Genomic DNA, 25,207 nt, shown 5'->3' on the forward strand with positions numbered 1-25,207 from the left:
CTGATGCCGGCCACCTGAGCGCGATTGCGGCAGGTCAAATGCGCTTACATGAGCCTGCGTAACATGGGCCGCTGATGTCCCTCGTCCGGAGCCTTCCATGCCCACTTGCCTCGCCGCAGTATTGAGCGCCCTCCTTCTTCTTGCCCATGCCGGCGACGCCACCGCCACCACCGCCCCCGATACCGGCACCGATCCCTCGATGGTGGTCGACAAATACATCCAGCACTTCGTGGTCGACACCGACGGCAGCTACCGCCTCACGGTCGACAACATCAAGACCATCGTCCTGCAGCGCGCGCTGCAGGCGCACAGCCAGTACTACATCAGCTACAACACCAGCCTCGACGAGATCAGCGAAGTCGAGGCCTACACCGTCAAGCCGGACGGCCGGCGCATTCCGGTGCCGCCGGAACAGGTCAAGGACCAGCAGGAGCCGGCCTCGGGCGACGCGCCGATGTTCCAGGATACGCGCCTGAAAATCGTCGTGTTTTCCGATGTCGCGGTGGGCGACAAGGTGGCCGTACACTACGTCCTCCAGCGCAAGACAGCCTTGTTTCCCGGGCATTTCGAGGACTTGTCCTCGTCCCAGTTTTACAGCAGCAAGCAGTTTCACCTGATCTACGACATGCCGGCCTCGATGCTGCTGTATGCCGACGCGGCAGGCTTCGTGCCGGTGCCCGCAAGCAGCGCGCCCGGGCGCCAGGTCTACCAGTGGCAATACGTCAACGGGCCGAACCGGCGCATCGAGTCGGAATCGGTCAGCTATCTCGATTACGGCAAGCGGCTGGCGGTGTCCACCTTCCCCAACTACGCCGCTTTTGCACGCGCTTATCACGCGCGCGCGCAGGTGCAGGCGGCAGCCAGCCCGGCGATCGGCGCGCTGGCGCAGGAAGTGACGGCCGGCCTGGACACCCCGCGCGCGAAAGCGCTGGCCCTGTCCGAATGGGTGCGCCGCAACATCCGCTACGTGGCCGTGTACACCGGCGCCGGCGGCGTGGTGCCGCATGCGGCCGCCACGGTGCTGGGCAACCGCTACGGCGACTGCAAGGACCACGCGATCCTGCTCGAAGCGCTGCTGGCGGCGGCCGGCATCGACAGCAGCGCGGCCCTGATCAACAGCGGCAATGCCTACCGCCTGCCGGACGCGCCCACCCTGGGCATCTTCAATCACGTGATCACCTACATTCCCGCGCTCGACCTGTATCTCGATTCCACCTCGGATGCGGTCGCCGCCGGTTATCTGCCGCCGGCCGCGCTCGGTAAACCGGTGTTGCTGGCCAAGACAGGCAAGCTGGCGCAGACGCCATCCATGCAGGCGGAGATGAACCGGACGCTGGCGCGCTTCGAGGTGGGCAAGAATGGCCGCGGCAGTTTCAGGGTGGTGCGCACCGCCGGTGGCGCCATTGCCGAGCCGTACCGCCAGGCGGTGCGCGACACGGCACCCGCCGAGCGCGACCTGTTCGTCGAGCGCACGCTGCACGCCCTGGGCCAGCACGGCGATGGCAAGTTCGATGCCGGCCTGCTCGATGGCGCGGGCGACGAGTACCGCATGGGCTTTGCCGGCGTGAGCGACAACTTCGCCGACTTGCCGGGGCCGACCGGGGTGGCGACCAGCTTCAATTTCTGGGGTGGGGTGAGCGAGTCCTTCGCCAGCATGGCGCAGGAAAAAACCCGCACCCAAGACTTCATGTGTCCGGGGATCGATGCCGCCGACGAGACGGCGATCGCGTTCGCGCCCGGCATCCGCATCATGGCGCTGCCGAAAGCGCTGGCGCTGGGCGACGCCGGCCTGTCGTACCAGGCCAGTTACGCGCGCCAGGCCAATACGGTGCTGGTCCGGCGCAGCGTGCGCTTCCGCCATGCCGGCATGATTTGCACGCCGGCCGACTATGTGCGCATGCGTCCGCTGCTCGAACGCATGATGCGCGACCTCAAGAGCCAGATCATCGTCAAGGCCGGCTAAAACACGGCTTCAGGCGGTATGCAGCTGCATCGTCGCGATATCGAACTTGCCTTCGACCGCCAGCGGCAGGATGCGCAAGCTCTTGTCGATGGCTTCCTCGATCAGGATCTGTTCTTCCTTGCGCGGCCGGTGCAGCACGAAGTCGGCCACCGGCTGCTGCGAGCCGAGCGTGCGCGGATGGCCGATGCCGAGCCGCAAGCGCCAGTAATCCTGGGTGCCGAGCGCCGCGGTGATGTCTTTCAGGCCGTTGTGTCCGCCGCTGGAACCGCCCTTCTTCATCTTGACCGCGCCGGGCGCGAGATCAAGTTCGTCGTGCACGACCAGCACCTCGTCGGGATTGATCTTGTAAAAGCGCGCCAGAGCGCCCACCGATTGCCCGGAGCGGTTCATATAGGTTTGCGGTTCGAGCAAAAATACTTCGTGGCCGGCCACCGAGGTTTTCGCCACGAAGGCGTTAAAGCGCGTCTCGCGCTGCAAGCGGCAGCCGGGCAGGCTGTTGGCGAGCTGCTCGACCAGCCAGAAACCGGCATTGTGGCGGGTCTGTTCGTACTCGGGGCCGGGGTTGCCGAGGCCGACGATCAGGCGAATGGGCATGGTGTTCTAAATTATCAAAATGGAGTGCAAGGATAACAGACGATAAAAAACCCGCTGGGCGCAAGGCCAAGCGGGTTTTTCTCCAACACGCCGCTCGCGCGGCGCGCGAATGATTACTTCTTTTTGCCTTTGGCAGCTGGAGCGGCAGGTGCCGCTTCAGCGGTAGCAGCAGCGTCAGCGGCCACGTGGCCAGCTGGCACAGCAGCGGTAGCAACGGTTGGGTTCTTGCCGTGGGTGATCGCGACCACGCCTTTTGGCAGGACCAGGTCAGCAACGTGGATCGAGTGACCAACGTCGATGGTGGTCAGGTCAACGGTGATGAACTCTGGCAGATCGGTTGCCAGGCACGACACTTCCAACTCTTGCAGCACGTGCGACACGATAGCGCCGTGCAGTTTGACTGCTGGCGATACGTCGGCGTTCACGAAGTGCAGGGCGATTTTCTTGTGCAGCTTGCTGTTGGCATCGACGCGCTGGAAGTCAGCGTGCAGGACCAATTGCTTAAATGCGTGCATCTGGAAGTCGCGCAGCAGCACTGGCTGGGTCTTGCCGTCGATTTCCATTTCCAGGATCGAACCGTGGAACGCTTCTTTTTTCAGTGCGTGGTACAGAGCGTTGCCGTCCAGTTGGATCAGCGCAGGGGCTTCAGCGCCACCGTAGATGATACCTGGGGTTTGACCAGCGATACGCAGGCGGCGGCTCGCTCCGGACCCCTGCAAAGTGCGATTGAATGCGATAACTTTCATGTGAAACTCCAAAATGTGCGGGGCTTGATCGCCCTGCGGTGTGAGCGCCCCCGCGACCAGGGGTACTCGAAAACGGCCACGCTAGCGTGTCCGGAAAAATTGGTACTGAAATAAATTTCAGGGTGGCAAGGCCGGGAGCGCCGTGCTCCCGCCTTGCCACCCTGCGAATCGGGTATTTCTAGTGATTGGCTTAGTCGATAAACAGCGACATCACCGAATCGCCCTTGCTGATGCGCTTGAACGTTTCAGCGAGCAGCGGTGCGCAGGTCAGCTGGCGGATCTTGTCGCAAGCCAGGCCGGCGGCCGACAGGGGAATCGTGTCGGTAACCACCAGTTCGTCCAGCGGCGAGGCCGAAATGCGGTCGATCGCAGGACCGGACAGGACCGGGTGCGTGCAATACGCCACCACTTTCTTGGCGCCGCGCTCTTTCAGCACTTCAGCAGCCTTGGTCAGGGTGCCGGCGGTGTCGACCATGTCATCCATGATGACGCAGTTACGGCCTTCGACTTCACCGATGATGTTCATTACTTCCGACACGTTCGCCTTCGGGCGGCGCTTGTCGATGATGGCCAGGTCGCAGCCGAGGCGTTTTGCCAGGGCGCGTGCGCGCACCACGCCGCCGACGTCCGGGGACACCACCAGCAGATCGTCGTAATTGCGTTTTTGCAGGTCGCCCAGCAGAATCGGGGACGCGTAAATATTGTCAACCGGGATATCGAAGAAGCCCTGGATCTGGTCTGCGTGCAGATCCATGATCAGGACGCGCTCGACGCCGGCTTTTTCCAGCATATTGGCCACGACCTTGGCCGAGATGGCCACGCGCGCCGAACGCGGACGGCGATCCTGGCGGGCATAACCAAAATACGGGATGGCGGCGGTGATGCGGCCAGCGGACGCGCGCTTCAGGGCGTCGACCATCAGGATGATTTCCATCAGGCTGTCGTTGGTCGGTGCGCAGGTCGATTGCAGGACAAAAACGTCTTTACCGCGGACATTCTCGTTGATTTCGACCATCACTTCGCCATCCGAGAACTTGGAGACGACTGCTTTGCCGAGAGGGATGCCCAGATTCTTTGCGACCCCTTCTGCCAGCGCAGGGTTAGCGTTGCCGGTAAAAACCATCAGGTTTTCGTAAGCCATGGGAGTCCCAAGAGGTAAGCGTTGATTTCTTTGAATGTCGCCGGACAGAACCGGCCGGCTGACGCTAAGCTAACAAGTGACTCGCGAGAGCGAGGCCACCGAGTCCGCCTGCTGGACGCTGACTTCGCATCGACAGACCAGGCAAAACGAATGGCAGGGGAACAAGGATTCGAACCTTGGTATGCTGGAATCAAAATCCAGTGCCTTAACCAGCTTGGCGATTCCCCTACGCAACTGACTGCTTGTCGTCACACTTGACATTTTATCGTCAAACACAACGCCAGGCCAAATTCTATTCTATAACTGCACTAACTTGCAACACCGTGTTGAGAGGATGATGCTTCAGCGCTTTAGCTTTCCATGCTTCCCAGATGCCGGGCACTTGTTGAAGTACCGCGTCGGCTTCCGCTTCGCTGGAAAACGCGCAAAATACACACGCTCCTGAGCCAGTCATCCTGGCATCACCGTGAGCCGAGAGCCAGTCGATCGCCTGTGCTACCGGCGGGAACAAACTCACTGCCACTGCTTGCAAATCATTTCTTCCGAACCCAGTTGAATCTGTTCGATTCATGGTGTGCCTGGAAAAGTCCGCTATTCTGACGGGTTCCGTGCCCCTTGTCAAATGTTCTGAGCAAAATATTGCTGCGGTGGGTACCGCGACCCCTGGTTCGATGACCAGATACCAGCAATCGGGAGCGTCCACCGGCTGCAAAGCCTCGCCCACGCCTTCGGCAAACGCAGTCTGGCCGAAGATAAAAAACGGAATGTCGGCGCCCAGCGGCAGGGCCAGCGCCATCAGTTCTTCGCGCGAAAAACCGGCCTCCCACAAGGCGTTGGCGGCCATCAGGGCGGTGGCCGCGTCCGAGGAGCCGCCACCGAGCCCGCCACCCATCGGCAGGCGCTTGTCGATGGCCACGTCGATCCCGGGCGGCAGGCGGCCGTGGCGGCGCTTGCAGGCCGCTTGCAGCAGCAGCAGCGCGCGCACGATCAGGTCGCCCTGCTCCGGCACGCCCGGCACGTCGGTGGTGCGCACGATGCGTTCATCGGCGCGCAGGTCGAAGTGCAGCAGGTCGCCATGGTCCACCATCTGGAACACGGTTTGCAGCAGGTGGTAGCCGTCGGCGCGGCGTCCGTTCACGTGCAGGAACAGATTGAGCTTGGCCGGGGCCGGGCAGTCATGCAGGCGGGTAGCGCGCATATCAGCCCTGCGGGTCGATCACGATGCGGATTTCCATCGCTTCCACGGTGGCGCTGGCCGCGCGCGCGACGTCGATGCGCTTGGGCAGCGGCTTGGCCGCGTCCGGATCTTGCCAGCTCACGTAGGTCAGGCGCCAGCCATCGGCCGTGGTGACCGTGTTGGCGGCCGGCGAGGCGGCGAAGCGCTGGCCGTCGGCGCCGGTGGCGTAGCCTTGCAGCCAGTCGCGCAAGCCCGACACGGGCAGCGACCAGCCCAGCGTTTGCGCGGTCAGGGTATCGATGTCGCGCGCCACGCGCGGGGCACGGTCGCCCTGGGTCAGCGTGGCCGCGTCGGGCGTGACGCTGATGGTGGCGATGGTCTGGCCCAGCGGCGACGCCAGGCTGACGTTGACCGCGGCCGGGGTCTGGTTCCAGCTGAACTTGCCGGTCAGGGTCTCGGTCTGGCCATCTTTTTGGTAGTTCACGGTCAGCCGGCCGTTCAGCTCGATGGCTTCGCGGTAGGCGGCCACATTGGCCTTCGACAGGTAGGCCGGCGTGACGCAGGCGGACAGCAGCGCGGCGCAAGCCAGGGCAAGGAAGCGGGTTTTAGTTCTGAGCATCATGGCAATCCGACAGCGTAAAGGAGATGCGCCGCATTATGACCCATTGCAGCGCGGCCTGGCGCGGCCCGGCCAGCGCGGCCCGGCCAGCGCGGCCCGGCCAGCGAGGCCCGGCCAGGCGCCGCCGATCACAGCTTGAGTTGCAGGCGCGCGAGCGTGCTCTTGAGCGTGTCGTTCTTGGGGTCCCTGGCGCGCGCTTCGCGCCACAGCTGCTGGGCATCGGATTTCAAGCCCTTTTGCCACAGCACTTCACCCAGGTGCACGGCGATTTCGACATCGTCGCGCAAGGCGTAGGCGCGGCGCAGGTGGGCCTCGGCTTCGTTCAGGTTGCCCAGGCGGTACTGGACCCAGCCCATGCTATCCATGATGAAGGGGTCGGCCGGGGCCATTTTCAGGGCCTTGTCGATCAGGGCCAGCGCTTCGTCCAGGCGCACGTTGCGCTCGGCCAGCGAGTAGCCCAGCGCGTTGTAGGCGTGGTGGTTGTCGGGCGCCTGCTGCATCACCAGGCGCAGGTTTTTTTCCATCACGTCGACGCGGCCGAGTTTTTCGGCCAGCAGCGCGAAGTCGTACAGCAAATCGGGATTGGCTGGAAAGCGCGCCGCGCCCTGCTCCATCACCGCGTAGGCCTGCTCGATCTTGCCGGCGTCGCGCAGCACCTGGCTGTGCACCAGCACCACTTGCACCTGCTGGGCGGGTTCCTCGGCCTTGAGAGCGGCCAGGAAGGCCTGCGCGCCATCCAGGTCGCCCTGCCTGCCCATCAGCTGGGCGCTGCGCAGCTGCGCCGAAAACCAGGTCGGCGCGTCTTCCTGTTCGATTTTTCCCAGCCAGGCGCGCGCGGCGGCGAAGTCGCCCCGCTCTTCGGCCAGCTGCGAGAGCATGATCAGCACCTTGGCCGGGTCGCGCTCGTCGCCGGGGTTCTTGTCGAGTGCCGTGATGAAGCCGGACAGATAGGTTTCGGCCGCGGCCGGGTCGGCCAGCTGCATCGACAGGATGCCGAGCGCGTACAGGGTGCCCGGATTGTCGGGCTGCTCCTTGAGCAGGGCCAGGAATTGCTTGCGCGCCGGCTCGTACTGCTTTTGCGTGACGAGGATGCGGGCGTAGGCCGCGCGCACTTCGCGCGCACCCGGATTGGCGGCCACGAATGTGGCCAGCAAGGGAGCGACGTCGCCCTGCTCGCCGCTGACCTGGGCCAGGGTCAGTACGGCGATGTCGGAATCGGGCTTGAGGCGCAGCGCTTCCTGCGCATGGGCCAGCGCTTCCGCGTTGGCGCCGCGCGAGTAGGCCGACTGCGCCAGCACCACGCGCGCTTCGCTGGTCGCGGTGTACGGCGCCAGCAAGCGTTCGAGCAGCGCGCCGGCGGCGGCCTTGTCCTTGGCGCGGGTGAGCAGTTGCTGGATCTGGTACATGGCCATGCCGCGGTTGGCGGGCGCGGCGTCGCGCAGGCGCGCGGCGAACAGCGCCTCCGCTTCGCCCAGGTCGTCGGCCATGACCGAGGCGGCGATGTAATACTGGCCGGCTTCGTCGGAATCGGGCGCCAGTTCGCGCCACAGGCGGATCGCGGCCAGCGCTTCGCCGCCCTTCTGGGCCGCCTGGGCCATTTCGGCGGCACGCTGCGCCAGGCGCGGGTCGCGCGTCTGCTGGGCCATGCCCATCAGGGTCATGTACGGGCCCTGCCAGGCGCCGCCGCGAAATTCCAGCTCGGCCTTCATCAGCTTGTAGAGCATGTCCTTGGTGAGCGCCACGTGCGGCAGCTTGAGGTCCGGCGATGGCTCGTCCGGCGCGGACGCGCGTTCGCCTTCGGCCAGCACCTCGGCAGCCGCTGGCAGGGGTTCGGACGCAGTGGCGGGCACGGGCGCGGGAGCGTCCGCCAGGACGGGAGCGTGAGGCGTTGGCGCCACGGCGCACGCCGACAGCAGTCCGGACAGGGTTACAATGACGAAAGCGTTTTTCAAGGGGGTTCCAGAATGACAGCGATTATGTCCGATTCTACGCCCAACGCCCGCTTCGCGTACGGGGCCGCACCCTCACTCACATGAATTTTTCTATCCGACATGCCTGAACTGCCCGAAGTCGAAGTCACCCGCCGCGGCGTCGCACCGCATATCGATGGCCGCATCGTCGATAGCGTGTTGATGCGCAGGGAAGGATTGCGCTGGCCGTTTCCGCCGGGCTTGTCCGATTTGCTGGCCGGGCAACGCATCCTGCACACGGGACGGCGCGGCAAATACTTGCTCATCGCCTTCGATCATGGCACCCTGATCATCCACCTGGGCATGTCCGGCCACTTGCGCGTGTTGCCGCTGGACACCGAAGTGAAAAAACACGACCACTTCGACCTGGTCGTCGAGGGGGATACCGGCCCCCAGGGGCTGCGCATGAACGATCCGCGCCGCTTCGGCGCCGTGCTGTGGCACCCCGGCGATGATGGCGAACTGGACCAGCACATCCTGCTGCGCGGCCTGGGCGTGGAGCCGCTGGAAGCCGGCTTTTCGGGCGAATTGCTGTACCGCGCAACGCGCAAGCGCTCGGCGCCGATCAAGCAAGTGCTGCTGGCCGGCGATATCGTGGTGGGCGTGGGCAATATCTACGCTTGCGAGAGCCTGTTTCGGGCAGGAATCAACCCGAAAACGCCGGCCGCGCGCATCGGCCGGGAACGCTACAACCGGCTGGCCGAGGCGATCCGCCTTATCCTGTCTGAGGCTATTGTGCAAGGGGGCAGCACTTTACGTGACTTTATTGCAGTAAATGGGCAATCGGGCTATTTCCAACAGACATATTTCGTCTATGATCGTGCTGGAGTGCCTTGCCGCAACTGTGGGGCAGAGATTCGTCAGATCAAGCAGGGACAGCGGTCGACTTTTTATTGTGTAAATTGTCAAAAATGACAATCGAGCAGGATTCGCAAGAACCTGTACGCGAGGGCAATGTGAGCATAATGGTGCAAGATTTTGAGCAGTACAGCGCATGGCGTCAAGACGTGGCCATGGCGCTGGAAAAGTATCAGATGTGGGTCAACGCGGCCGAACTGGCTGACGCGGCAACGGAGCAGCGCATTGCGCGCGCGCTGGCGCGCCTGGCCGACGACCGGCTGTCGGTGGCCTTCGTGGCGGAGTTTTCGCGCGGCAAATCCGAACTGATCAACGCGATTTTCTTTGCCGATTACGGCCAGCGCATCTTGCCGTCCGCGGCCGGCCGCACCACCATGTGCCCGACCGAGCTGATGTACGACCCGGCCTTCCCGCCATGCATCCGCCTGCTGCCGATCGAAACGCGCGCCAGCAACCTGTCGACCAGCGATTACCGCGACGACCCGGCCGCCTGGACCGTGCTGCCGCTGGCGCTCGACGCCGGCGAGGAAATGCACGAGACCTTCAAGCAGGTCAGCATGACCAAGCATGTCAAGGTCGAGGAAGCCAAGCGCTACGGCCTGTTCGACGAGACCGATCCGGACGTTGCCGCCACCCTGGACGATAACGGCGAGATCGAAATTTCGCTGTGGCGCCACGCCATCATCAACTTCCCTCACCCGCTGCTGAAACAAGGCCTGGTCATTCTCGACACGCCTGGCCTGAACGCGATCGGCACCGAGCCGGAACTGACCCTGAACCTGATTCCGAACGCGCACGCGGTGCTGTTCATCCTGGCCGCCGAAACCGGCGTGACCAAGAGCGACATCGAAGTCTGGCGCACGCACATCGGCGCCGGCGCCGGGCGCATCGTGGTCATGAACAAGATCGACGCGATGTGGGACGAGCTCAAGACCGAAGAGGAAAACGACGCCGAGATCGAACGCCAGCAAACCACCGTGGCGCACATGCTGGCCCTCGAACCACGCCAGGTGTTCCCGGTGTCGGCCCAAAAAGCCCTGGTCGGCAAGATCAACGGCGACATGGCGCTGCTCGAGAAAAGCCGCCTGGGCGCGCTGGAAGCGGCCCTGTTCAACGAACTGATTCCGGCCAAGCAGGACATCATCCGCAAGCAGCTCTCGGACGATCTCAATGCCGTGGTCGGCATCCAGCAGGCAACCATCGGCGCGCGCATCCGCGACATCGTCGAGCAGCTGCAGGAACTGAAAAGCCTGCGCGGCAAGAACCAGGGCGTGATCGCGCACATGATGCGCCGCGTCGAAGTCGAGAAGAAGGAATTCGACGGCAGCCTGTTCAAGCTGCAGGGCACGCGCGCCGTGTTCGCGCGCCTGTCCACGGAGCTGTACACCACGCTCGGCATGGACATCGTGCACAAGGAAATCGCCGCCGTGCGCGAAGCGATGGCCGCATCGCGCTTCGTCACCACCGGCATTCGCGGCCCGGTCAAGCACTTCTTCGACCAGGCGCGCGCCAATCTCGATCTGTCGAACCGCAAGATCGCCGAGATCAGCGAGATGATGGAAATGATGTACCGTAAATTCGCCGCCGAACATGGCCTGAGCCTGGCGGTGCCGATGACGCTTTCGCTCGACAAATACCGCAAGGAAGTCGACGCCATCGAAGAGGTCTACGTCAAGCAGTTCGGCACCACGACCTTGCTCATCACCAGCCGCGATGCCGTGATCGAGCGCTTTTTCGACTCGATCGCTTCGCGCGTGCGGCGCAGCTACCGCGCGGCCAACGGCGACGTGGAAGCGTGGCTGAAGGTGATCATGTCGCCGCTCGAAGCGCAGATCCGCCAGCACAAGGACCAGCTCAAGCACCGCCTGGCGTCGATCCAGCGCATCCACGATGCGACCGACAGCCTGGAAACCAAGATCGAATCGTTCGAGGCCAGCCAGTTCGCGCTGGAGAAGGTCAAGGCGCGTTTGAACGAGCTGGCCGGCAACGTCGAATCGGCCATGCAACGCAGCGCGGCGGCGGCACTCGAAGCGGCTGCGTGAAAAGACTGACCGAGTTCGGGCAGCTGGAAGACCCCTCGTTTTCCGCTGCCGTCATCGACTGGCAGAAGTCGCACGGGCGCCATGCCCTGCCGTGGCAGAACACGCGCGACGCTTACCGTATCTGGCTGTCCGAGATCATGCTGCAGCAAACGCAGGTGGCCGCGGTGCTGGCCTACTACGCGCGCTTCCTGGAGCGCTTCCCTACCCTGCACGACCTGGCGGCGGCACCATCGGAAGAGGTGATGGCGCAGTGGAGCGGCCTTGGCTACTACACGCGCGCGCGCAACCTGCATGCCTGCGCCAAACGCGTGGTCGACGAATACGGCGGCCTGTTCCCGAGCGATCCGGCCCTGCTGGCCGATTTGCCCGGCATCGGCCGTTCGACGGCGGCGGCCATTTCCGCGTTCTCAAACGGCACGCGCGCCGCGATCCTGGACGGTAACGTCAAGCGCGTGTTTGCGCGCGTATTCGGCATCGATGAATTCCCCGGCGTGAAGGCGGTCGAAGATGGCTTGTGGCGGCGCGCGCAAGCGCTGCTGCCGCAGGATGGCATCGAATCGTACACGCAGGGCTTGATGGACCTCGGGGCGACGCTGTGCACGCGCAGCAAGCCCGATTGCCCGCGCTGCCCGCTGCGGGAGCGCTGCGTGGCCCACGCCACCGGACGCACGGCCGAACTGCCGGTGCGCAAACCGAAAAAGACCATTCCCGAGAAACAGGCCGCCTTGCTGGTGGTGATCGAGGGCGGCCAGGTGCTGCTCGAACAGCGCGCCCAGAGCGGCATCTGGGGCGGGCTGATGTCGCTGCCGGAAGTCGATGGCCATGCTGTGCGCGGCGCGCTCGGCATCGATGCGGTGGCACCCGTGGGCAGCGCCTTCGGCGAGGTGGAAGAGGTGTCGGCGCTGCTGCCGCTGGTGCACGTGTTCACGCACTACCGCCTGCACATCGCGCCGTTCCAGGTAGCGCTGTCGCGCCGCGCACACTTGGGCGCGCCCTATCTGTGGTGGGACCTGGCGCGCATCGATAGCGCACCGCTGCCGGCGCCGGTCAAGAAGCTGCTGCTGGAGCTCTGCGCGCCGTCCCTGTTCTAGTTACAAATCGACTGATTACAAGTCGACTGATTACAAGTCGACTGGTTACAAGTCGTCGAGCGAGAAGATGCGCCGGTGTTCACGGATCGCGTAGCGGTCCGTCATGCCGGCGATGTAGTCGGCGATCTTGCGCGCCTGCCGTGTGACGTCGCCCGTGCCGAGCTGGTAATCGGGCGGCAGCAGCACCGGTTCGGCCATGAAGGCGTCGAACAGTTCGCGCACGATGCGGCTCGCTTTCACGCGCATCCGGTTCACCTTGAAATGGCGATACAGGTTGGCGCGCAGGAAGCGCTTCAGTTCCGTCGCATCCTTGCGCATCGGGTCGGAAAAACGGATCAGCGGCCCGCTGGCGCGCACCGCGTCCGTGTCGGCCGGCGCGGCTTCGGCCAGCAGCACGCCGGATGTTTCGATCAGGTCGTCGGCCAGCACCGTGATCAGGCGGCGCAGCGTTTCGTAGATGGCGCGCCGGCCCGACAAGCCCGGATACGCCTTCTGCACATCGTGCCAGCGGCGCGCAAAAAAGTCGACTTCCTCCAGCTGCGCGATCGTGATCAGGCCGGAACGCAGGCCGTCGTCGATATCGTGGCTGTTGTAGGCGATTTCGTCGGCCAGGTTGGTCAGCTGCGCTTCCAGCGAGGGCTCGGTACGGTCGATGAAGCGCTGCGCCACCGGACCGAGCAGCTTGGCGTTGGCCAGCGAGCAGTGCTTGAGGATGCCCTCGCGCGTGTCGAACATCAGGTTCAGGCCATCGAAGGCGCCGTAGTGCTCTTCGAGTTCGTCGACCACGCGCAGGCTTTGCAGATTGTGTTCGAAGCCGCCGTGGTCCTGCATGCATTCGTTGAGCACATCCTGGCCCACGTGGCCGAACGGCGTGTGGCCCAGGTCGTGCGCCAGCGCGAGCGCTTCGACCAGGTCTTCGTTCAGGCGCAGGTTACGCGCCATCGAGCGCCCGACCTGGGCCACTTCCAGGCTGTGGGTGAGGCGCGTGCGGAACATGTCGCCCTCGTGATTGAGGAAGACCTGGGTCTTGTATTCGAGCCGGCGGAAGGCCGAGCAGTGGATGATGCGGTCGCGGTCGCGCTGGAACTGGCTGCGCGAGGCATGCGACGTTTCGGCATGGCGCCGCCCGCGCGCCGTCTCCGAGTGCACGGCGTACGGGGCGAGGTGCTCTTCGGGATGCATGTCAGCCGACGCAGGCGGCCAGGGTGGCCAGCAATTGTTCGCGCGGGGCGCTGGTGATGTTCGGGCTGCCCAGCGGCTTGAGCAGGATGAACTTGATGGCGCCGCCTTCGTTCTTTTTGTCGACCTCCATCAGTTCCAGCCAGCGTTCGGTGCCGAGATCCGGTGCAACGGTGGGCAGGCCGGCGGCGGCGACCAATGCGCGCATGCGCGCCACGGTGGCCGCGTCGACCAGTCCCAGGCGGTGCGACAGGTCGGCCGCCATGACCATGCCGCAGCCGACAGCTTCGCCATGCAGCCAGGCGCCGTAGCCCATGCCCGCTTCGATCGCGTGGCCGAAGGTGTGGCCGAAGTTGAGGATGGCGCGCAGGCCGCCCTCGCGTTCATCCTGGCGCACCACGTCGGCCTTGATTTCGCAGGAACGCGAAATGGCGTGCGCCAGCGCCTGCTGGTCGCCCGCCATCAGCTTGCCGATGTTCGCTTCGATCCAGTCGAAAAATTCGGCGTCGATGATGGCGCCATGCTTGATCACTTCCGCCAGGCCGGCCGACAGTTCGCGCGGCGCCAGCGTCTCGAGGGAAGCAGTATCGGCCAGCACGGCGCGCGGCTGGTAAAAGGCGCCGATCATGTTCTTGCCAAGCGGGTGGTTGATGCCGGTCTTGCCGCCCACCGAGGAGTCGACCTGCGACAGCAGGGTGGTTGGCATCTGCACGAACGGGACGCCGCGCATGTAGCTGGCGGCGGCATACCCGGTCAGATCGCCGATCACGCCGCCGCCCAGTGCCACCAGGGTGGTCTTGCGGTCGCATTTGTGCTCCAGCAGGGCGTCGAAGATGGTCATCAGGCTGTCCCAGTTCTTGAACTGTTCGCCGTCGGGCAGGATGATTTCGAGCACGTCGCGCCCGGCGGCGCGCAGCGGCGCGGCCACGCGCTCAAGGTACAGCGGGGCCACGGTGGTGTTGGTGACAATGGCCACCTTGTGGCCGGCGATATGGCGCTCGAGCAGCGCCGGGTCGGACAGCAGGCCGGCGCCGATGGTGATCGGGTAGCTGCGTTCGCCCAGGTCGACGTTGAGGAACATCCGGGATTGTTCGGTAATCGATGCTTGCGATGGTTGCGAAGTGTGCATGTGGGGCCCGCGCCCTGTTCTCGCGGCGGCTGGGCCGAGCGCGGACAGTTGCGTCAGAATAGTTTGGACCATCGATTGTACGTTAGGTCGGCCCGTGTCGATCACCAGGTCGGCAATCTCGCGGTACAGCGGCTCGCGCTGGGCCGTCAATTCTTCGAGTTTCTTGCGGGGGTCGGCCGTCTGCAGCAGGGGCCGGCTTTTGTCGTGGGTGGTGCGCAGCATGATGCTGCTGACGCTGGCGCGCAGGTAGACCACGCGGCCGCGTTGTTTCAGGAAGGCACGGCTGGCGGGGTCGAGCACGGCCCCGCCGCCGGTGGCGAGGACGATACCGTCCTGCGCCGTGAGGTCACGGATGACCTCGGCCTCACGGCGCCGAAAGCTCGCCTCGCCTTCGATTTCGAAAATCCACGGGATCGTGGCGCCGGTACGGGCCTCGATCTCGTGATCGGAATCGATAAAGCGTTTACCCAGCTTCCTGGCAAGGATGCGGCCGATCGTCGTCTTGCCCGCGCCCATCAACCCTACCAGGAAGATATTTTCCGATTTCAATGATTACTTGGCCGGAACCGATTTGAAGACCTGCGAGGCAACCGACTTGCCGCGTGGCGTCGTGGTGCGGATCACGAATTCACCATCGCTGCAGAGCTCATTGCGCTTGATGTTGACAGAGTGCTCCGTGCCGCCAATGCGGTTGGTCGCGGGAACCGCGCTAGGCGATGGCAGGCCCGGGGCAACCTTGTCGACGTCGCCCGTCCCAACCGTCGTGCTGCTTGGCAGCGGATTGTTGTTTTCGTCGGCGACGCGGAAATACAAGCTCTGGTTCGTGCAACCAGCGCCAGACAGGCCGACGATCTTGTACGGATCGCCGTCGGCAGAGGTCCAGTCGCGCAGGGTGCCGGTGGCCGGATCGAATACCTGGCGGGTGAAGGTCGGTACGTCGCCACTGAAGACGATCTCGGTTTCTTTCCAGATGTAGTTGATGCCCCACTGGCCGTTGCCCACCGTGGTGTAGACCGGATGGTTGTAAGGGAACGGCAAATCGGCGCGCGGCACATCGTACTTGCCGTCGAGCGTACTGCCTTTTGCCGGATTGCCCAGCACTACGTCAGCACTGCCGGCATCGAGGAAGGGATCGCCCTGGTCCGAATACGGCTCGCCAGAACCTGGTTTGCAGATGTCGACCAGCGGACGGTACGGCGTACCCGGTTCGACCGGTTGCACCTGCTCGAAATTGGTGCAGCTGTACTGGCCGTCGCCATTGACGTCGGTAAAGTTTTCGATGCCCTGGACATACGCCAGCACGGTGACGCGGCCATTCTTGGGACGGAAGGCCTGGCTTTTCAGGTCGACCGTGCAACCGCCGCCCTTGGTGCGGCAACCGCCTTGTTCTGGCGATGCGATCGCGCCACCTTCGGTGACCAGATTGACGGCGGTGTCGTCCGAAATCGGATTGCCGTACTGGTCGGCCAACATCACGGTGACTTTCGCGACCGAATTGTCATAGAACATGCCGTCGATATTGTAGCTGTCGGCGCTGAGCGACATCGATTTCTGGATCGGCAGGCCGGTCGAGATGATCAGGCTGTCCGACAGGCCATTGATGGTGGTGCCGTTACGCGACGCTTGCGCAATCACGCGCACCGGGGTCGGAATGGTACCCGAGGCGACGGTGGTGGTGACGTTACCCTGGGCATCCGAGGTTGCCTTGCTTGGCTGGACAATCAGGCCACCGGTACTGGTGGTGGTCTTGAACGTCACGTCCACGCCCGGCAAGCCGATGCTGTTCTGGTCGAGCACGCGGAAAGTCAGGATGGCCGATTCCTTACGGCCCAAGCCGCCCGAACCGCGCAAGACGATCGAGCTGCCGTTCAAGTCCGAACCGACGAACTGGATGGTGCCGATATTGGCCTTGCCGACGTTGATCTTGATCGTCTGCGTGGTGGTGCCGAGCGTGACCGTGATGGTATCGGTAACGCGCAGGCAACCTTTGTTGGTGTAAGTGACCAGCTGCTTGCCGTCCGCCAGCGAGCCGAGGACCAGCGATGCGGTGCCGTCGCCGGCGCACAGGGAATTGATGGTCAGGCCAGGTACGCTGGTGGCGCCGACGCCGCCGGTGGTCACCGGAATGGTCAGCACGGCGGTACCGAATGCCGGCAGGATGTCGGTTTGCTCAGGCGTGAATGCGACCGTGCCCAGGGTCAGGGGAGCTGCGCCCACTTCCAGGTTGATATTCGCTTCCGCATTCTTGCCGCCGGCGACCACGGTGGCGCCGATCGTGACGGCACCGGCCGCCAGGACGCTGGCCGGCTTGACGGTAATGATCGCCACGCCCGACGCATTGGTCAGCGCGGAAGCCGACTCCGGTGTGAACTGGAGCAGCTTGTCGTCGGTCTTGAATTTGACGACCTCGTTGACGGCAACGCTGCCGTTGGCGTTGAGCACGGTGGCCTTGACCTGGCCGGTCTGGCCACCCGAGAGGGTGGTGATCGGCGTACCGGTGGAGTCCACCAGTTGCAGCGTCATTTTCGGCTCGGCCGGCACCGGCGGCGTCGTCGTGCCCGGCGTGGTGGTGCCCGGCGTGGTGGTGCCTGGGGTGGTGGTCGAGGAAGTCCCGCCCGGGGAGCCTCCGCCGCCGCCGCATGCGGCCAGGGCCGTGGCCATGGAAACGCAGGTCAGCAGGCGAACTGGGTTCGCGAAAGCGCGTTGTAAATAAGTGGGCAGCATGTTAAGTCCTGATTAAATGTATTCGGGTGTTAGCGCGTCGACAGACGGTCTGCGACGATTTTGGGGGTAATGAAGACCAGCAGTTCGGTCTTGTTGTTGGTACGCGAGGTTTTCTTGAACAGATGGCCCAGGACCGGCAGGTCGCCCAGCAGCGGCACCTTCTGGACCTGGCTGCTTTCGGTTTGCTGGTAAATACCGCCCAGCACGACCGTGCCGCCATTTTCGACCATCACCTTGGTTTGCACGTGCTGGGTGTTGATGGCAAAGCCGGCCCTGGTTTCTTCGCCCTTGGAATCCTTGTTGACGTTCACTTCCAGCACAACGTTGCCGTCAGGCGTGATCTGCGGTGTCACTTCCAGACGCAGATTGGCTTTTTTCCACTCGATCGAGGTGGCGCCGCTGCTGGTCGACTTTTCGTACGGCAGTTCGACACCCTGCTCGATCACGGCGACGTTCTTGTCTTCCGTCACCACACGCGGGCTGGAAATGATCTTGCCCTTGCCGTCCGCTTCGAGTGCCGACAGTTCCAGGTTCAGGAAGCGGTTGGCGGCAGCCGAGAACAGGCTGGCGGCCAGAGTAGCGGCCGGGTTGCCGCCGATGTTGGCGGCAGGCAGGTTCAGCATGGTGGTATTGTTGTAGCTATCGGGGGTATCCTTGACCTGGCCGGTGGTTTGACCGACACCGACCAGGTTGCCGCTGAGGGCGACGCGCTCGTTGCCGCGGTACGAATAGCCGGAATCGCCACCGCGAAAGGTACGCAGGTCGGCAAAGCCGATCTTGGCACCCAGGTTGCGGCTGAAGCCGTCGCTGGCTTCGACCAGGCGCGCTTCGATCAGCACCTGGCGCGAAGCGACGTCGGTCTTCTGGATCAGCTTGCGCAAATCGTCCAGTTTCGAGGCGATGTCGGTAATGAACAGCTGGTTGGTGCGCGGTTCGATCACGGCGCTGCCGCGCTTGGACAGGATGCGGGTGCGGTTGCTTTCGCTGTCGGGCATTGGCGTACCGTCGGCATTGAGGCCAAACACCATACGGAACGATTCCGCTTTCTGGTAGTTAAGCTGGAAAATTTCCGATTTGAGCGGCTCGAGATCGGCGATCTGGGCGCGCTGTTCAAGTTCCAGCTTTTCCTTGGTCAGCAGTTCATCCTTCGGCGCAATCCACAGCACCGAACCGTTCTTGCGCATGTCCAGGCCCTTGGCCTGCAGCACCACGTCCAGCGCGTGGTCCCATGGCACTTCTTTCAGGCGCAGGGTCAGGTTGCCGCTCACCGAATCGCTGGTGATGATGTTCAGGCCCGAGATGTCGGCGATCGCCTGCAGGGCGGCGCGCACTTCCACGTTCTGGAAGTTGAACGAGATTTTCTCGCCGCGGTAGCCCTGGGTACCCTGGGTCAGCTTGTTCGGGTCTTCCTTGATCGGCTTGACGTCGATGACCAGCTGGGTGTCGCTCTGGTACACGGTCTGTTCCCACAGGCCGCGCGCTTCCACCGTCATGCGCACATTGTCGCCCTGGGGCACGGTCGTGATCTGCGACACCGGGGTGCCGAAGTCGGTCACGTCGAGACGGCGGCGCAGGGTTTCCGGCAAGCCAGTTTTCATGAAATCGACCACCACCGTGTTGCCAACCTGGCGCACGTCGACCGCCACCTGGCTGTTCGGCAGGTCGACCACGACCCGGCCTTCGCCGTTGGCACCGCGGCGGAAGTCGAGGTCGCGCAGGACCTGGCGTTTGCCAGCCTGGTCCGACACGGCCGGCGCGGAGGAGGACGAAGCGCCGTTGAGCACCGGCTTGCCGACGCTGTCGACCGCTTGCGCCACGCCGCCGGAACCATCGATGGTGACGATGATCGACTTGCCGTCGATGGCGGTAGCGTAGTTGAGCGGACGCTTGAGGTTCAGCACCAGGCGCGTGCGGCTGCCGGCCTGGACCACATTAATACCGCGCACGTCGGCCAGGTTCACGTCCTGGGCCGTCTTGCCGGTGGCATTGACCGTGGCGCCGAAATCGAGGGCGATGCGGGTCGGATTGGTGATCGAAAAGCCGATCGGCAGTTTGGTCGGGGCGGTTTTCATCGCCACGTTCACCACCACGTTCGAGCCCTGCTGGTTGGCCGTGATCGATTCGATCGCGTTGTCTTGCGCCAGGGCGCTATTGGCGCCAAGGGCCAGAGCCAGTAATGCGCCCATGCGGATCACCGCGCCCATGAGGGCGGTGCCATTCATTCTCAGTGCGATCATTTCTTCTCCTTACTTTCCTGCAACTCTAGCTTGGTGGGACGTTCGATCCATTCGCCACCGGCGTCCTGAACCGTTTCCTTGATACTGATTGCTTCATCGTTCACGCCGGTGATGATGCCGAAATTCTGGCCCACCCGGTCGCCTGGCTTGACGTGGTACATGGTCTTGTCGATCTGCACCAGCGCGTAGGTGACGCCTTTCGACTTCATGCTGCCCACCATCGACATGGTGTCGAGCGGGAAGGCTTCGAGCGGTTCCTTGCGCCGTGATTCGTCCGGCTTGAGCGGATTGTTGGCCCCGTTGGCGGCGCGCGCCAGCTCGGCCAGCAGCTTGTTCGGGTCGTACGGGTCGATTTCTCCGGCAGTGCTGTAGGCAAACGGGACGAAGGTTTTCGGTTCGGTCAGCGGCGGAACGTCGACCTTGGTTTCCTTCCTGGTCTGGTCCATCCATGCATTGACTTCCTGGACGTCGCTATCGCCGCAGCCTGCCAGCAGGCCCGCGCAGATCAGCAGCGCGAGGCTGTTTCGTGTGGTGTTCATTTACGCGGCCCCTTTGCCATCTTTGGCCTTCTTGTCGCGGTCGGCCTTGATCTTGCGTTGCGCGTTCGCTTCTTCGGGGTCGAGGTAGCGGAACGTCTTGGCAACCGCTTCGAGCACCAGGCCGCCATCCTTGTTGGTGGTCAGGGCCATATTGTTGAGCGTGACGATGCGCGGCAGGTTGGCCATGTCGCTGGCGAATGCGCCAATGTCGTGGTACGTGCCGGTCACCTTGATGTCGATCGGCAGTTCGGCGTAGTAATCACGCACCACCACCTGGCCCGGCTTGAACAGGTCGAACGACAAGCCGCGGCCGACGCCGGCCTGGTTGATGTCCGACAGCAGGGCCGCCATTTCAGCCTTGCTCGGCAATTGCTTCTGCAGGCGTTCGACATACTGGTCCACCTGCGCCTTTTGGGCGATCAGGGCATCGAGGTTGATCGCCTGGGCGACCTTGGTCTTGTACTCGCCCTGCAGGGTCAGTTCGGTGGCGGCCAGCTGGTCGTACTCTTCGAACTGGGTGCTCCAGTAAAAAAAGTGGCCGGCCGTGATGACCGCCGCCATGACGCCGATGCCGCACAGGATGCGCGGAGCGATCGGCCATTGTCCCGGCGGGCGGTCTCCCAGGTTCTGGAACTGGGAGCTAAGCGAGCCACCCAGCGATTTCAGGTCTATATTCATTCTTTCAATCCGATCTGGCTAGGGGGCCGCTTTCGCGGGTACCGGTGAGCCGGTGGCGGGGGTGGCAGCGCCGGCGGCCGGTTTCTGGCCCGGCTTGAGCGCTTCATCCTTCTCGCGCTGACGCTTGATGTACAGGTTCAGCGCAAACTCGACGACTTTCTTGCCGGTTTTACTCTGCGCCAGTTGCACCGCGCGTACCTCGGTCAGGTCGGGGCGTTCGAGCCATGGCGAATTGCCGGCGATATTGCGCAGCAATTCGGCAACCCGTTCCTGCGACTGGGCGAAACCGCCCACCGTGACGCGCTGGCCATCTTGCTTGAACGACTTGAGATAGACGCCCTGCGGAGTCTGCCGAACCAGTTCATCGAGCAGATAGACCGGCTGGTTGCGGTCGCCCTGCAAGTCTTCGACCGCCTGCTGGCGTGCCTTGAGCGCTTCGATTTCCTGTTTCAGGGCGGCGATTTCGACGATTTTCTTGTCGAGTTCGACGATGGCCGCTTTCAGCACGCCATTGCGCTGCTCCTGGATCGAGATGCGGCGCGCGTTGTAACCGCCGACCGCCATCACCACGATCACGCCGAGCACGGCCGACAAGGCCATCAGGGCGACAAAGGCACTCTTCTTTTGCTTGCGCTTTTCTTCCCGGTGGGGAAGCAAATTAATTCTGATCATCAGCCAAACCTCCGCAGGGCCAGCCCGCAGGCAACAAGGTAGGCGGGGGCCTCGGTACGCAATTGCTGCTCGCGCACGGATGGGCCCAGCGACATGCCTTTGAACGGCGATACCACCGCGCTGGAAATTTTGGTACGGCTTGCCACGATGTCGAGCAGGCCGGGAATCAGCGCGCAGCCGCCAGCCAGGAACAATTGATCGATCCGGGTGTAGGGCGTGGAGGTGTAGAAGAACTGGATCGCGCGGGTCACTTCGAGGGCCGCGTTTTCGAGGAAGGGAGCGAGCAGGTCGGCCTGGAAGTTGTCGGGCAGGTCGCCCGCTTTCTTCTTGGCGTCGGCTTCATCGAACGACAAGCCATACGAGCGCACGATATCCTGGGTCAGCTGGTTGCCGCCGAAGGGTTGCTCGCGCTCGTAAATGGTTTCGCCGTTGAGCATGACCGAAATGTGGGTGACCTGGGCGCCGATCTGGAACAGCGCCACGATCTGGCCCTCGGAACCCTTCATCTGCGACGTCACGCGTTCGAGCGCGGCGCGCGCGGCGTACGATTCGATATCCATCACCACCGCGGTCAGGCCGGCCGCTTCGGCGATCGCCACGCGGTCCTCGACCTTTTCCTTGCGCGAGGCGGCCAGCATGACGTCGATGTCGTCGATCGAATTGGCGGCCGGTCCGATCACGTCGAAGTCGAGGCTGACCTCGTCGAGCGCGAAGGGAATGTACTGGCTCGCTTCGGACTCCACCTGCACTTCAAGCTGGTCTTCGGACATCCCGGCCGGCAGGATGATCTTTTTCGTGATCACCGAGGCCGGCGGCATGCCGAGCGCGACCAGCTTGACGCGGGTACCGCTTTTCTTCCAGACGCGGCGCACCGCCTCCGACACCTGCTCGATATTTTCGATGTTTCCGTCGACGACCGCACCACGTGGGAACGGTTCGGACGCGTAGCGTTCGAGACGCAGCTCGTTTTTGCCGACCACGACCAGCTCTACCAGCCGGACGCCGGACGTGCTGATGTCCAGGCCGAGCAAAGGTGGCCTGGATTGACCGAACAAGGAACCTAAATTGACCATCAAGACCGTACTCCCTTACCTACCTATAATCAATGCTTACGCTGCAAAACGGGCCTTGCAGAACCGAAAATGAAAGTGCCCGACGCGGGGAATTTGTTACAAAACCGCCATTTAGCATCCATACATAAGGCAGTACATTAAATCGTAGCAATAAGCGTGATCTCGTGTAAAGGTATTTCTGTTTTGAAATTTTATGCCTGTGGGCTGGAATGCCACACTCTGTGAACTGTGGGTCATCACAGTTGTTTTGCGGGCACAAATGTTCCAAAAGGCAAGTAGTTGGCAATGCGCCGCGGCAGGTGGCGGTGCATTATAATGAGGGGCACCCAATTAAAGCGAAAGATTCAACCCGCATGAGCTCTTCCAAGCCGGACGCCAGCACTTCTTCCCCGTCGCGCCCCGCCCGTGCGCGCTCGCCCAAGCGACTGTTGTTAATTGTCCTCGGCAGCCTGACCGGCACGGCCCTGATCGGCTTGCTGATCGTGGTGTTCGCGCTGGCCATGGCCTACCCGAATCTGCCCCCGCTCGATACCCTGACCGACTACCGCCCCAAGATGCCCTTGCGGATTTTTTCGGCCGACAATGTGCTGATCGGCGAGTTCGGCGAGGAGCGCCGCAACCTGGTCCACATCAAGGATATTCCGGAGGTCATGAAGAAGGCGGTGCTGGCGATCGAAGACGACCGCTTCTACCAGCACGGCGGGGTCGACTACACCGGCATCCTGCGCGCGGCCGTGCACAATGCCACCGGCGGCGCCAAGCAGGGTGCCTCGACCATCACCCAGCAGGTGGCGCGCAATTTCTTCCTGTCGAGCGAGCAGACGCTCAAGCGCAAGGCCTATGAAGTGCTGCTAGCCTGGAAGATCGAGCAAAACCTGACCAAGGACCAGATCCTCGAGGTCTACATGAACCAGATCTACCTGGGCCAGCGCGCCTATGGCTTCGCCTCGGCGGCGCAGATCTATTTCGGCAAGAACCTGAAAGACATCACCGTGGCCGAGGCGGCCATGCTGGCCGGCCTGCCCAAGGCGCCGTCGGCCTACAACCCGGTGGTCAATCCCAAGCGCGCGCGCACGCGCCAGCAATACATCCTGCAGCGCATGCACATGCTGGGCTACATCACCCCGGCCCAGTTCGAGACCGCCAAGGCCGAGCAGCTGCGCATCAAGAACGACAGCAGCGAATTCGGCGTGCACGCCGAGTACGTGGCTGAAATGGCGCGCCAGCTGGTGTACGAGCAATTCAAGGAAGAAACCTATACGCGCGGCCTGAACGTGTTTACCACCATCACCAAGGCCGACCAGGACGCGGCCTACCTGGCCCTGCGCCGCGGCGTGATGGAGTACGAGAAGCGCCACCCTTACCGCGGCCCGGAATCGTATATCGAGATCCCGCAAGCGAAGGAAGACGCCGATGAAGCGATCGAAAACGAACTGGCCGAGCACCCCGACAGCGACGACATCATCGCCGCCATGGTGCTGCAGGCGACGCCCACCGGCATCACCGCGGTGACGGCGTCGGGCGAGGAAGTCAAGATCAGCGGCACCGGCCTGGCGTTCGCCCAGAACTGGCTGTCGAGCAAGGCCCCGGCCAACCGCAGGGTCAAGCGCGGCGCCGTGATCCGTATCAGCCAGGATGGCGGGACGGCCTGGTCGGTCACGCAGATGCCGGAAGTGCAGTCGGCCTTCGTGGCGGCCGACGCCACCGATGGCGCGATCCGCGCGCTGGTGGGCGGCTTCGACTACAACCGCAACAAGTTCAACCACGTCACGCAAGCCTGGCGCCAGCCCGGCTCCTCGTTCAAGCCCTTCATCTATTCGGCCTCGCTCGAACGCGGCCTGTCGCCGGCCACCATCATCAACGATGCCCCGATTTCGTTCGATGCCGGCCAGACCGGCGGCCAGGCCTGGGAACCGAAGAACTACGACAACAAGTACGAAGGGCCGATGACCATGCGGCGCGGGCTGACCAAGTCGAAAAACATGATTTCGATCCGCATCCTCAACAAGATCGGCGCCAAGTACGGCCAGGAATACACGACCCGCTTCGGCTTCGAGGCCGAAAAGAACCCGCCCTACCTGACCCTGGCGCTGGGCGCGGGCGCGACCACGCCGCTGCAGCTGGCCGGCGCCTACGCCGTGTTCGCCAACGGCGGGTTCCGGGTCAGCCCCTACCTGATCTCGAAGGTCACCGACAGCAGCGGCAAGGTACTCTCGCAAGCGACGCCGGACAAGTCGGGCGATGAAGCGAACCGGGTGATCGATGCGCGCAATGCCTTCCTGGTCGACAGCATGCTCAAGGATGTGGTGCGCTTCGGCACGGCCACCAAGGCGCTGTCGCTCAAGCGCACCGACATTTCCGGCAAGACTGGCACCACCAACGATTCGATCGATGCCTGGTTCGCCGGCTACACCCCGAAACTGGTGGGCATCGCGTGGATCGGCTACGACCAGCCCAAGAACCTGGGCAACAAGGAAACCGGCGGCGGGCTGGCCCTGCCGATCTGGATCGGCTACATGCAAAAGGCGCTCAAGGGCGTGCCGAACGAGGAGCGGGTGGTGCCCGAGGGATTGGTGATGGCGGGCGACGACTATTACTACGTCGAAAATCCGCCCGGCACCGGAGTGCAAAGCCTCGACATCGGCGCACGCGGCACGCCGGCCGAGGAAAAGGTCAAGGATGCGGTCAAGAACGAACTGTTCTGACGCAGGCAAGATAAACCGGGGTCAGACCCCGGTTCTGGTGGTTGGGGTCTGACCCCGGTTTATCGTGCCC

The 25,207-nt window shown here is 63.5% G+C and carries 19 protein-coding genes and 1 tRNA gene; 5 read left to right on the forward strand and 15 right to left on the reverse strand.

Annotated features, from left to right (window positions below; translation table 11 throughout):
* The first annotated feature begins 97 nt into the window (after window positions 1–97).
* Window positions 98–1,963: a DUF3857 domain-containing transglutaminase family protein gene (locus F2P44_RS28195; RefSeq protein ID WP_167092054.1), complete on the forward strand. Its 1,866-nt coding sequence runs from the start codon at window positions 98–100 to the stop codon at window positions 1,961–1,963.
* Between the two features lie 9 nt (window positions 1,964–1,972).
* On the opposite strand, the gene pth is transcribed toward F2P44_RS28195, so the two are convergent.
* The 7 genes from pth to F2P44_RS28230 form a co-directional block, all read right to left on the reverse strand.
* On the reverse strand, window positions 1,973–2,557 hold the full coding sequence (gene pth, locus F2P44_RS28200; RefSeq protein ID WP_167092057.1) for an aminoacyl-tRNA hydrolase: 585 nt from the start codon (window positions 2,555–2,557) through the stop codon (window positions 1,973–1,975).
* Window positions 2,558–2,670: 113 nt separating this feature from the next.
* A complete protein-coding gene (locus F2P44_RS28205; protein ID WP_167092060.1) occupies window positions 2,671–3,303 on the reverse strand; it encodes a 50S ribosomal protein L25/general stress protein Ctc in 633 nt (210 codons plus the stop codon).
* A 190-nt stretch (window positions 3,304–3,493) separates the two neighbouring features.
* Window positions 3,494–4,444 (reverse strand): ribose-phosphate pyrophosphokinase, encoded by a 951-nt coding sequence (locus F2P44_RS28210; protein WP_054265879.1) that lies wholly within the window; start codon window positions 4,442–4,444, stop codon window positions 3,494–3,496.
* Window positions 4,445–4,595: 151 nt separating this feature from the next.
* Window positions 4,596–4,672: transfer RNA gene (locus tag F2P44_RS28215), tRNA-Gln, on the reverse strand.
* A 64-nt stretch (window positions 4,673–4,736) separates the two neighbouring features.
* Window positions 4,737–5,642 (reverse strand): 4-(cytidine 5'-diphospho)-2-C-methyl-D-erythritol kinase, encoded by a 906-nt coding sequence (gene ispE / locus F2P44_RS28220; RefSeq protein ID WP_167092064.1) that lies wholly within the window; start codon window positions 5,640–5,642, stop codon window positions 4,737–4,739.
* A 1-nt stretch (window position 5,643) separates the two neighbouring features.
* Window positions 5,644–6,240 carry an outer membrane lipoprotein LolB gene (locus F2P44_RS28225; protein WP_167092067.1) on the reverse strand — a complete coding sequence of 199 codons (597 nt, stop codon included), beginning with the start codon at window positions 6,238–6,240 and terminating at the stop codon, window positions 5,644–5,646.
* A 128-nt stretch (window positions 6,241–6,368) separates the two neighbouring features.
* Window positions 6,369–8,192, reverse strand: coding sequence for a tetratricopeptide repeat protein (locus tag F2P44_RS28230; RefSeq protein ID WP_167092069.1), 1,824 nt, complete (start codon window positions 8,190–8,192; stop codon window positions 6,369–6,371).
* Window positions 8,193–8,291: 99 nt separating this feature from the next.
* On the opposite strand from F2P44_RS28230, the gene mutM reads away from it, so the two are divergent.
* From mutM to mutY, 3 genes are read left to right on the forward strand one after another with little or no spacing between them, the layout of a single operon-like run.
* Entirely contained in the window at window positions 8,292–9,125 is an 834-nt protein-coding gene (gene mutM / locus F2P44_RS28235) for a bifunctional DNA-formamidopyrimidine glycosylase/DNA-(apurinic or apyrimidinic site) lyase (protein WP_167092072.1), read from the forward strand.
* 50 nt (window positions 9,126–9,175) lie between these two features.
* Window positions 9,176–11,110, forward strand: a complete 1,935-nt coding sequence (locus tag F2P44_RS28240; protein WP_167092075.1) for a dynamin family protein — start codon at window positions 9,176–9,178, stop codon at window positions 11,108–11,110.
* Complete coding sequence (mutY, locus tag F2P44_RS28245; protein ID WP_167092078.1) at window positions 11,107–12,201, forward strand: A/G-specific adenine glycosylase; 1,095 nt, start codon at window positions 11,107–11,109, stop codon at window positions 12,199–12,201. Before F2P44_RS28240 ends, mutY begins: the two co-directional genes overlap by 4 nt.
* Window positions 12,202–12,246: 45 nt before the next feature.
* On the opposite strand, the gene F2P44_RS28250 is transcribed toward mutY, so the two are convergent.
* The 8 genes from F2P44_RS28250 to F2P44_RS28285 all read right to left on the reverse strand — a co-directional run bounded on the left by F2P44_RS28250 (window position 12,247) and on the right by F2P44_RS28285 (window position 22,432).
* Complete coding sequence (locus F2P44_RS28250; protein WP_167092081.1) at window positions 12,247–13,383, reverse strand: deoxyguanosinetriphosphate triphosphohydrolase; 1,137 nt, start codon at window positions 13,381–13,383, stop codon at window positions 12,247–12,249.
* A 1-nt stretch (window position 13,384) separates the two neighbouring features.
* Window positions 13,385–15,025, reverse strand: a complete 1,641-nt coding sequence (gene aroKB / locus F2P44_RS28255; RefSeq protein ID WP_167092129.1) for a bifunctional shikimate kinase/3-dehydroquinate synthase AroKB — start codon at window positions 15,023–15,025, stop codon at window positions 13,385–13,387.
* Between the two features lie 36 nt (window positions 15,026–15,061).
* The gene (locus F2P44_RS28260; RefSeq protein ID WP_167092084.1) at window positions 15,062–17,170 is read right to left on the reverse strand and encodes an Ig-like domain-containing protein; all 2,109 of its coding nucleotides are present in this window, start codon (window positions 17,168–17,170) and stop codon (window positions 15,062–15,064) included.
* Window positions 17,171–17,262: 92 nt separating this feature from the next.
* Window positions 17,263–19,419 (reverse strand): type IV pilus secretin PilQ, encoded by a 2,157-nt coding sequence (locus F2P44_RS28265; protein WP_229423799.1) that lies wholly within the window; start codon window positions 19,417–19,419, stop codon window positions 17,263–17,265.
* Window positions 19,420–19,466: 47 nt separating this feature from the next.
* Entirely contained in the window at window positions 19,467–20,009 is a 543-nt protein-coding gene (locus tag F2P44_RS28270) for a pilus assembly protein PilP (protein ID WP_167092087.1), read from the reverse strand.
* Window positions 20,010–20,687, reverse strand: a complete 678-nt coding sequence (locus F2P44_RS28275) for a type IV pilus inner membrane component PilO (protein ID WP_187363455.1) — start codon at window positions 20,685–20,687, stop codon at window positions 20,010–20,012. It abuts the gene before it with no gap.
* Window positions 20,688–20,705: 18 nt separating this feature from the next.
* Window positions 20,706–21,359 carry a PilN domain-containing protein gene (locus F2P44_RS28280; RefSeq protein WP_167092090.1) on the reverse strand — a complete coding sequence of 218 codons (654 nt, stop codon included), beginning with the start codon at window positions 21,357–21,359 and terminating at the stop codon, window positions 20,706–20,708.
* Complete coding sequence (locus F2P44_RS28285) at window positions 21,359–22,432, reverse strand: pilus assembly protein PilM (protein ID WP_054265867.1); 1,074 nt, start codon at window positions 22,430–22,432, stop codon at window positions 21,359–21,361. The genes F2P44_RS28280 and F2P44_RS28285 overlap by 1 nt, the downstream gene beginning before the upstream one ends.
* A gap of 353 nt (window positions 22,433–22,785) precedes the next feature.
* On the opposite strand from F2P44_RS28285, the gene F2P44_RS28290 reads away from it, so the two are divergent.
* Window positions 22,786–25,137, forward strand: coding sequence for a penicillin-binding protein 1A (locus tag F2P44_RS28290; RefSeq protein WP_167092093.1), 2,352 nt, complete (start codon window positions 22,786–22,788; stop codon window positions 25,135–25,137).
* Window positions 25,138–25,207: the final 70 nt, after the last annotated feature.

Origin of the sequence: Massilia frigida, assembly GCF_011682175.1 — a bacterium.
In the GTDB taxonomy this organism is placed as follows: Bacteria; Pseudomonadota; Gammaproteobacteria; order Burkholderiales; family Burkholderiaceae_D; genus Telluria_A; species Telluria_A frigida.

Bases quoted from the DNA above. Each gene is read 5' to 3' on its own strand.
- F2P44_RS28275 (WP_187363455.1), bottom strand. From the start codon at position 20,687: ATGAATATAGACCTGAAATCGCTGGGTGGCTCGCTTAGCTCCCAGTTC.
- F2P44_RS28205 (WP_167092060.1), bottom strand. From the start codon at position 3,303: ATGAAAGTTATCGCATTCAATCGCACTTTGCAGGGGTCCGGAGCGAGC.
- aroKB (WP_167092129.1), bottom strand. From the start codon at position 15,025: ATGGGCGCGGGCAAGACGACGATCGGCCGCATCCTTGCCAGGAAGCTG.
- F2P44_RS28225 (WP_167092067.1), bottom strand. From the start codon at position 6,240: ATGCTCAGAACTAAAACCCGCTTCCTTGCCCTGGCTTGCGCCGCGCTG.
- F2P44_RS28250 (WP_167092081.1), bottom strand. From the start codon at position 13,383: ATGCATCCCGAAGAGCACCTCGCCCCGTACGCCGTGCACTCGGAGACG.
- F2P44_RS28210 (WP_054265879.1), bottom strand. From the start codon at position 4,444: ATGGCTTACGAAAACCTGATGGTTTTTACCGGCAACGCTAACCCTGCG.
- F2P44_RS28265 (WP_229423799.1), bottom strand. From the start codon at position 19,419: ATGGGCGCATTACTGGCTCTGGCCCTTGGCGCCAATAGCGCCCTGGCG.
- mutM (WP_167092072.1), top strand. From the start codon at position 8,292: ATGCCTGAACTGCCCGAAGTCGAAGTCACCCGCCGCGGCGTCGCACCG.
- F2P44_RS28270 (WP_167092087.1), bottom strand. From the start codon at position 20,009: ATGAACACCACACGAAACAGCCTCGCGCTGCTGATCTGCGCGGGCCTG.
- F2P44_RS28285 (WP_054265867.1), bottom strand. From the start codon at position 22,432: ATGGTCAATTTAGGTTCCTTGTTCGGTCAATCCAGGCCACCTTTGCTC.
- F2P44_RS28280 (WP_167092090.1), bottom strand. From the start codon at position 21,359: ATGATCAGAATTAATTTGCTTCCCCACCGGGAAGAAAAGCGCAAGCAA.
- F2P44_RS28260 (WP_167092084.1), bottom strand. From the start codon at position 17,170: ATGGCCACGGCCCTGGCCGCATGCGGCGGCGGCGGAGGCTCCCCGGGC.
- ispE (WP_167092064.1), bottom strand. From the start codon at position 5,642: ATGCGCGCTACCCGCCTGCATGACTGCCCGGCCCCGGCCAAGCTCAAT.
- F2P44_RS28195 (WP_167092054.1), top strand. From the start codon at position 98: ATGCCCACTTGCCTCGCCGCAGTATTGAGCGCCCTCCTTCTTCTTGCC.
- pth (WP_167092057.1), bottom strand. From the start codon at position 2,557: ATGCCCATTCGCCTGATCGTCGGCCTCGGCAACCCCGGCCCCGAGTAC.
- F2P44_RS28240 (WP_167092075.1), top strand. From the start codon at position 9,176: ATGGTGCAAGATTTTGAGCAGTACAGCGCATGGCGTCAAGACGTGGCC.
- F2P44_RS28290 (WP_167092093.1), top strand. From the start codon at position 22,786: ATGAGCTCTTCCAAGCCGGACGCCAGCACTTCTTCCCCGTCGCGCCCC.